At 40.6% G+C, this 7,974-nt stretch carries 4 protein-coding genes; all 4 read left to right on the top strand.

Going from position 1 to position 7,974, the window contains the following annotated elements; translation table 11 throughout:
- The first annotated feature begins 282 nt into the window (after window positions 1–282).
- The 4 genes from MXE38_RS11715 to MXE38_RS11700 all read left to right on the top strand — a co-directional run bounded on the left by MXE38_RS11715 (window position 283) and on the right by MXE38_RS11700 (window position 6,375).
- Window positions 283–939, top strand: a complete 657-nt coding sequence (locus MXE38_RS11715; RefSeq protein ID WP_246915254.1) for a hypothetical protein — start codon at window positions 283–285, stop codon at window positions 937–939.
- Between the two features lie 990 nt (window positions 940–1,929).
- Window positions 1,930–2,412 (top strand): hypothetical protein, encoded by a 483-nt coding sequence (locus MXE38_RS11710; RefSeq protein ID WP_246915251.1) that lies wholly within the window; start codon window positions 1,930–1,932, stop codon window positions 2,410–2,412.
- A 207-nt stretch (window positions 2,413–2,619) separates the two neighbouring features.
- Complete coding sequence (locus MXE38_RS11705; RefSeq protein WP_246915248.1) at window positions 2,620–4,908, top strand: suppressor of fused domain protein; 2,289 nt, start codon at window positions 2,620–2,622, stop codon at window positions 4,906–4,908.
- A gap of 45 nt (window positions 4,909–4,953) precedes the next feature.
- Window positions 4,954–6,375, top strand: coding sequence for a helix-turn-helix domain-containing protein (locus tag MXE38_RS11700; RefSeq protein WP_246915245.1), 1,422 nt, complete (start codon window positions 4,954–4,956; stop codon window positions 6,373–6,375).
- Window positions 6,376–7,974 lie beyond the last annotated feature (1,599 nt).

Genomic DNA, 7,974 nt, shown 5'->3' with positions numbered 1-7,974 from the left:
GTGATAAAGAAGCAGGCAAAGATCTACCTCTTCTTGCTCAGTCAATTGTCGATGATCACAAGTCTGGCAAAGGTACATTCGAGGGTATGGAAGTTAGCTTTAGCTAACTCTTAAGTACATGGGCATGCTAACTAAGCGCCTTTTTTTATGAGCTGAAATTCATAGCAGAGGCCTAATAGTGTTAGCCTTGTTGCTAAATTTATCCAAAAATACCTTTTTTTGTTGGTGCAATTTTCTTTAAATGGTATTCTTTGGCTACTATGAATTAAGGAGATTTATTTAATGACATCCCAAGATCCAATCAGCTGCGAAGACAATAATCCTATTGCTAATTTAAACTTCAATCGCTCTGACTATTTCATCCACTTCTTTACTATTAGCCCTATTCCTCTTGTTTGTTTATTTTCCTTATACCAATCTATTAGTGCAGGAGCTAAAAGCCTTGAGGATATCGGCACTTGGGGTGTAGGCCTCTACTTTATCTTTAGCTGGATCTTATATCCTGTGTCTTTTTTAGCCATTCAATTCATGGCTTCTCGCAAAATGAATTTGCGCAAAACCTCAGAAAAAGCCACCAGCCGTATCACCTATAAGTACTTTAGTGTGTTAGTGGGCTATTTATTAGCTATTCCTCTAAGCCCTATTGGCTTTACCACTATCTCCCACATTAAACAGTACCAAGCTTTAAATGCCCAAGCCAAGGCCATGCAAGAGGCCAAAGATAAAGCCAAGGATGAGGCTGAATCAGAAACAGAAGCCAAAGCTGACGCTGCTACCCAATCTCCAGCAAAGGCAGAAACAGCTGCCCCTACTAACTCAGAAGCAGATGCTCAAGCTCATACCCAAGCTGACGACACATTACAAAGCAGCCAAGATAAGGTAGCACCTGATACAAGCACTCAATCAACTACCGCTAATAGCACAGAAGCTCAAAAGTAGCGCCCACAGAAAAGATATAAACAGCAATGCTGTTAGCAATGCAAACATCTTTAGTTAAAACCATATTCTCTAGCCGTTTAGGAGACAAGCTCTTAAACGGCTTTTTTCTTGGCCTTTACCGCCGTAATTTACTAACAATCCAAGGACTCACTTAAGCAAGGGCTTTAGCTTTAGCCTTTGCTTAGTGGTATGAGCATGGTAAGGGCAGCAGTGAGCTGGCAATTCTAAGGAATTGTAAGGCAATACAACACGCCAATAATCACTAAACCACCTGATGTTTCACGGTGTGCTTAGATTGTAATAGTAGAAATTATTTATCGACAGTTTCAAAGTTAAGAGAGCCATCAAGGCTATTAGCTAAGATAATGAGCTTGCAGGCACATCATTTGGTGCTGTCAAGCTGATGTTTAAGAGCTTTTAGAATGATTGACACATTGTTTTTTAATAGGCAGTGAAAAGTATGTGCTCGGCTATTGGGGAGCAAAGTCGATATTTATCTTGTTTGATTAGAGTTAATGCTAGATAAATCGCTGCTACTAGTTACAAAATCACATACAACTTTTATAGCCGAAATTTGAGCTAAAATACCTATCAGCACCAGCTTTTCAGGGCTATTCATAGCTATCACTACTTAAAAAGAATTTACTTCTGCCCTCAACAAATACGATATATATGCTCTTTTATTGATAGTATTTTGCAATAGTTAGGAAAAATTGAGCCTCAGTTCAAAGTTCTAAAACTAATCGATTAACATCAATTAATTGTAAGCTATGATGTAGGTATGTAAGGTGGTTCTTCGTTGCTTGTTTTTTGCTTGTTTAAATAATTCTTTTTGACGAAGTGTCAACCTACAGCGTAAGAGTATTTTATCCATTTTGGGTGTCTTAGTAGGCCCATGATAGGCATATTAAGATTGGTTCAACTTTGCTTACTTGCAGTTTCGCCATCAGCCAAGGTTTTAGCCGTAGCTTGTGCTGCAGGGAGGTTATTATGTCAGTATGGGGGATTCGTGCTCTAGAATGTGATCAAGGCTTAGACGCTATGGATTGTTTGACTGCAAATTATCTTGGCTCTAAACAACAAATCTCTCTTGAGGAAATGGCTATGTTGCTCAGTGAACATGGACTCTTATGTTCCAAAGAGCAAAATAATGATCATAGCCAATGTTCAGATATCAGCGCACTAGTGTTAGCCGAGCTTTTATATGAATGGCACAACTATGGCTATCCTCAATATGATTGCGAGTGTGAAAGTACTATTTGGCAAAGCATTAAAGTATTTAGTGCTTCTCCTTTAGCCTTAGAAGCTTTACTTGCTCATATTAAGGATATTTACCACGATGTTCAGCTACAAAATGAAGAGCGCTCGCTAGTCAAATTATGGTTCCATAGCGCCTATTGGCATGCTTGGGTTGAGCATTTAGAAAGCTTAATGGATAATCTTATTGAGTTGCTCCACGAGGCTCATCCCTGACCATATTCTCAACCAAGGGACACAAGATATTCATGATCTAAATATCCCAAAGTTAACTTTGTGCTCTGTTAATCTTGATTAAGACAAAAAGCCACAAGCCCATATTATGCTTGTGGCTTTTTTGTTGTTACTGATGGTGTTTTGTTTCTAGCATTATGCACCTATAATAGAGAACTTACTTTTGTTTAATTGGGAGCTTAGCTTGATATGTGCCAAGGCGCTAATGTTCGATCAAAGAAAACTGTTAAATATACTCGTGATCAGTTGAATTGTATTGACTCTCATGTGTCCCGTCACTTCGGTCAAGTAACCCAAGTATTAAAAGATCACATATTTAGTAAGAGCAAATTTGACTTACTGATAGTTGAACCAACCCCTTCTCGAAATTTCTTTACTGTTGTTACTCGAGGATTGGGCGCTTATGTGGTTGATCGCAACTATGAAAATAATATCTCTCGCCCTAGAAACGCTAGAGATCGCTTTGAACTTATTATCTGCTTAGATAGTAGTTGGCATATTAGTGATGCCTGTAACGAAGATGAGTTATGGCCGCTAAAGCTATTATTAAGTTTATGCCACTATCACAATGGTAAAGATCAGGTTATTCAATCTGGTCTTAGCTTTGATAATGAACAACCATATGCCAATAACACTGATCTATGCGCTGTGGTCGTAGATGAGCTAAGCGACAACTTTTCTAGTAGCGCTCGTGATTGTTTAATGCCTAACCATGAATTAGTGCACTTTTTGCAATTACTACCAATTTACAAATATGAGTTTGAGTTTCTCGAGCATTTTGGATTTGAGAACTTTAAGCGCCACATGTTAAACGAGTCCTTTATTGTCCATAACAACAGAACAAGCAGTATTGATCCCAAGCATGAATACTTTAACAATATAGCTTGTGACTACCGCTGGCAAGATCGTGTAGCTATATTAAAGAATAATAAGTTAGCCACTGGATTAGAGTTATCTCATTTAGCATGGCTTATGCGCTTTTGCTATGACAGTGATCTGTTAGCAACATCCTTTTATACAACCTTTGAGGAATTTCAAAAAGAACCTGATCCTAGTGCCTTAGGAGATTTGTTCTTGGAGCTGGTATCTAACCAATTAGGTGGGGTACTTGATCTGCGCTATTTTAATGATATAGGTGAGTTTTTTGTCTCCTTATATCTAAACTCCGACAATTTCCCATCCTACATCAGTGATCTGGAAGACATTGCCATCAATCGTGTGGGAGTAAATAGTTATTATACCAATCGTAGTACTGTTTTAGATGATATCACTCTGCCTTACACTGAGCGCACCTATGATGTTATTAGATCTGTATTACGTCAGCGCTTGCGTAACATCAAGAACCAAGTCTTTTATGAAGGTGGAGCTGGCTTTGATATCGTAGCTTTACTAACCAAGCACTTAGATTGCTCAGTTAACTATTATCCATCATTACAAGATCCTGACCCTATCTACTCAGAGATACGTAATGCTTTTCGTCTGGGCTATTACCAAAAAGGCTACCCTGTACTCATTGAAGTAACAGAGCAAGGCCTTCGTAATATGCTCAAGTATGGCCATTATTTGATTAAGAAACTAAAGCACCCTTACGAGGCTGCTGATAGTTTCTTTGATGATCCTACCTACGAGTATGAACTAGGTCCAGAGCTTAACGATAGCCATCTGTTAACCAGCACTATTTACCGCAACCAAGAGTATAAACCACTCCATCACAACTACATTGATCATATTTTCCGTCTGTTAAAAGAGGCTTTTGCTATTTCTCAGGCCGCTCAAGAAGCATTTCAAGAGCTATTTATCATTTATGATCGCAAACAGGACGACCATACTATTCCTGAGCGTAAGGAGTATGAGTATGTCTACCATGCTGAGACTAACACTCATATTGATTTAGGCTATGAAGACAAGAACAATGGCTACGATCCTTTCGAGCTTAATGCCACTTATGACAAAAAGATTTATGAAGTAACCGCCCCAGCTGAGGGTTTAACCTTACAAGAGGAACTTAAAGAAAGAGCCCTCTTGGCAATAACTAATAATGATAAAAAGCTCAATATCTTTGCGCTTAAGAGCATCTATAGTGATCACACCAATGCCACCAAGCCTTTGATGTTAGCCCATATACCAGTTAGAGTGCCTTATGATACTTTTGGCTACTTACCATACAATATTGAGATCCCTGGCTTAACCTTAAATGAGTCCATGGAAATCATAGCTACTTGGTATCAAGAGTTTGGTGCTATGCCTTTTGTTTTTTGCAATGGCATGGTGGAGTTTATTACTCCTAAACCTATTAAAGGAGTCTTGGCTAGACGATTAGCTTATGAGATTATCGCCCTCTGTCCTAAGGTTAGATTACTAATTGATGATGGGGTTTTAACTGTTGGTAAAATCATATGCGATATAAAAGACTCTCATAGTTTTACCCTAGACTTTAGTCCAGTCATGTTTTCAATCAATAGACCATATGGCTATTAGCAATTAAGCAAAGATCTCTTTATTATGCCCTCTTACTCTGCTTCCATGAAAAAGCTCGTTTTAGAGCAGTTGTTAACCAATCGCTTGACTTTAGAGCAAGTCCAGCAAGAATACAGTATCTCTAGAACTACCCTCTTTCGCTGGCTTGCCCAATATCGCAGCACTCTTAATCAGGTCAATGACACCCTAACTCCAAGTGCCTTATCTGATTTTGCGCATGCAAACTCTGCTGCTATTAGCAATGACCAGCAATTTTATGGCCACTCTAAAGTTGAGCACAACCATGAAATCATTAAGATTTATTGCAAAGCAGACAACTACGAACACAAACTAAGCTACGCCCAAGCTCTTGCCAATCAGCCTAAGTCTCAGCCTCAGCACGAGCAGCAGGCCGAGCAAGCAAAGTTTGCCCCTCAAGGGCAACAGGCCCCGCTCGAGCAACACAATAAGCAAGAGCAGCAGCACTTAGCTGCCTCAGCTTTAACAGCGCCCGCACCTCAACCCCAGGAGCCTACTAAAGAAAACGAGCTTATTGGATTTTATCGTGAGTTTAAATTAAGTGAGCTCTTACAAGCCGCTATAAAAGCTCAAATAAGTCTCTGGCATGGCCCTAAATGCGATGAAATCACTCGCTACTATGGCATCTCTATGGAGCAATTACGCCATTTTTATGAGCTAGTGTTGCAAGAGGGCTTAGTCAGTGGCTCTTTGTATGGCCAAATGCAACATCAATTAGTAGCCGCTCAAGAACAATTGGCAAATTATGAGCAAAAAATTAAGGTGCTTGAGGCTAAAGAGCAGCTCTATCGCTTCTACTTAGATGCCTTTAAAAAGCAAAGTGCTCTGTACAAGCTTGATTTTAATAGTCTCAATGATGCCTTAAAGCAAGACTTTTTAAGCTTGATTCAGCAATTAAGAGCCAGTGGCATGACTACTCAAGAAGCAGCCGATATGCTGGGCATTAATATGCGTACTTATTACCGCTGGCTCAAGCAAGTTTCTCCTGAGGGCAGCGATACTAACTCCCTAAGTTTAGGTGATAGTACTGACTCTCGTGAAATTGCCTCTAATAATACAGGTACCTCGCACTGTGAAGTAACATCACTAAGTGAACAGCCTTCCTCTTGCCAACAAGCTGCATCTGAGCACAATAATATTAATCAGCCTACACCATTGGTAGATCCAAATAAAACTACTGGCAGTGATAAGGTCTTACACGTTGACAAAGAGCGCCCTGAATACAAATTTATTAGCACTGATGAGATTGAACTTATTAAAGAAATTGTACTGCTACCAGAATACCAAGGGCTAAATGTTCGAGATTGCTATCATAAGCTCAAGGATGAGCAATTATTAACTATGTCCTTAAGTACCTTCTACCGCACCATTAACCAAGACCCAAGCTTAAAAGCCGCCTTAAAGGGCAAGCTCAAGCAATCAGAGCCAACTACTAAGGACAAGGACTGATGATGCCTCTAAGGAGGTCAACCTTTTCCCTAGCTTAAAGTTAAGCTTTATTCTCTTCTCAACCCAACCAAACCTCATCTATGGCCTTAGCCAGAAGCACTGCACTGGTTAGGCCATAAGCCTGACTGCCAGGCAAACACTATGGCATGCTTCAAAGCGCCATAGCATGCTTCAAAGCACCATGCTCTGCCCACCTAAAAGCTCTAATCAACTGCCCTTACCAAGGCCATTATTTGTAGCTGCTGCAAAGCAACGCTTAGCCTAACTAACAAGCAATAGCATAGCGCATAGAACAAGGCCATTCCTTTAATACCCATAAAGCCCTGCACTTCAAGTCCTTTCCTCTTATGCATTGAGGAGCAGCCATGAAGGGCTAGCATGCATGACAAAAGCAAAGATTTTCTTTACGGTAAAGGCTGGCTTGATTTGAAGCTGGATAACTTTTGCTCCCTTTTTGGCCTGATGCAGCCTATCTTTTGCTCTTGCTTACTCTAAGAGCTGATGCTCTGCGTTTCTGTGCAAGGCTATGCTAATTGGAATGATGTTTTGCGTGGCGATAAAGGTTGGCATAATTTGAGGCTGGATAACTTTTGCTCCCTTTTTGGCTTGATGCAGCCTATCTTTTGCTCTTGCTTACTCTAAGAGCCGAAGCTGTGCGCAGATGTGCAAGGCTATGCTAAGCAGAGCTGGGTTTTGCTTGGCGGTAAAGGTTGGCATAATTTGAAGCTGGATAACTTTTGCTCCCTTTATGGCCTGATGCATACTCTCTTTTGCTCTTGCTTACTCTAAGAGCTGATGCTGTGCGTGGCTGTCCAAGGCTATGCTAAGCGGAATGATGTTTTACGTGGTGGTAAAGGTTGGCATAATTTGAGGCTGGATAACTTTTGCTCCCTTTATGGCCTGATGCAGCCTATCTTTTGCTCTTTTCTTACTCTAAGAGCTGGAGCTGTACGTAGCTGTGCAAGGCTATACGAAGCAGAGCGGAGTTTTGCGTGACGGTAAAGGTTGGCATGGAGTTAGGCTGGATAACTTTTGCTCGCTTTATGGCCTGACGCATACTATCTTTTGCTCTTGCTTACTATGAGAGCTGATGCTGTGCGTTTCTGTGCAAGGCTATGCTAAGCAGAGCTGGGTTTTGCTTGGCGGTAAAGGCTGGCATGATTTGATGCTGGATAACTTTTGCTCTCTTTATGGCATGACGCATACTCTCTTTTGCTCTTGCTTACTCTAAGAGCTGATGCTGTGCAAGGCTATGCTAAGCGGAATGATGTTTTGCGTGGGGGTAAAGGTTGGCATGGGGCTAGGCTGGATAACTTTTGCTCCCTTTTTTGCCTGATGCAGACTGTCTTTTGCTCTTGTTTACTATGAGAGCTGGAGCTGTGCGTGGCTATACAAGGCTATGCCAAGCGGAATGATGTTTTGCGTGGCGGTAAGGGTTGGCATGGAGTTAGGCTGGATAACTTTTGGTTGTTCTCATGATTTCCTAATTAAGAACGGTAAAGATAAAAAATCTGATAAATAACTAATTATGAGAGGGGAGAAATTTTTGTGTATGATAGGAGGCATAACTAAACAACATCATAAAAAAAGGAGTTATGC

This window comes from Anaerobiospirillum sp. NML120448, from assembly GCF_023050945.1.
GTDB lineage: Bacteria > Pseudomonadota > Gammaproteobacteria > Enterobacterales > Succinivibrionaceae > Anaerobiospirillum.
The sequence above is the reverse complement of the archived record's forward strand: the minus strand, read 5'-3'. Positions and strand labels throughout refer to the sequence as shown.